Genomic DNA, 203 nt, shown 5'->3' with positions numbered 1-203 from the left:
ACTGTGTATCGTGCCTGCTCTGGCGGTGATATTGCCCCGTGCCTCAACCCGGCCACTATTGTTTAGTTGTTCGCCTGATTGCAAGGTCACTGTCGATTGCGACAGGAGTTTGCCCTGATTGTCTATCTTTGCGGTACTGGTTAACTGCAACGCGTCACGGCTGCTGAGGGTGCCGAGGTTCTCTATCCGACCATCGGCGGTGA

Annotated in this window: 1 protein-coding gene; it reads right to left on the bottom strand. The window is 55.2% G+C overall.

Annotated features, from left to right (window positions below; genetic code table 11):
* Nucleotides 1-203, bottom strand: a 203-nt coding sequence (locus tag C5471_RS25555) for a hypothetical protein (RefSeq protein ID WP_166296766.1), incomplete at both ends; no start/stop codon positions are given.

Origin of the sequence: Photorhabdus tasmaniensis (genome assembly GCF_011189505.1) — a bacterium.
Classification (GTDB): Bacteria; Pseudomonadota; Gammaproteobacteria; order Enterobacterales; family Enterobacteriaceae; genus Photorhabdus; species Photorhabdus tasmaniensis.
This window is presented reverse-complemented; position numbering and strand designations above follow the sequence as displayed.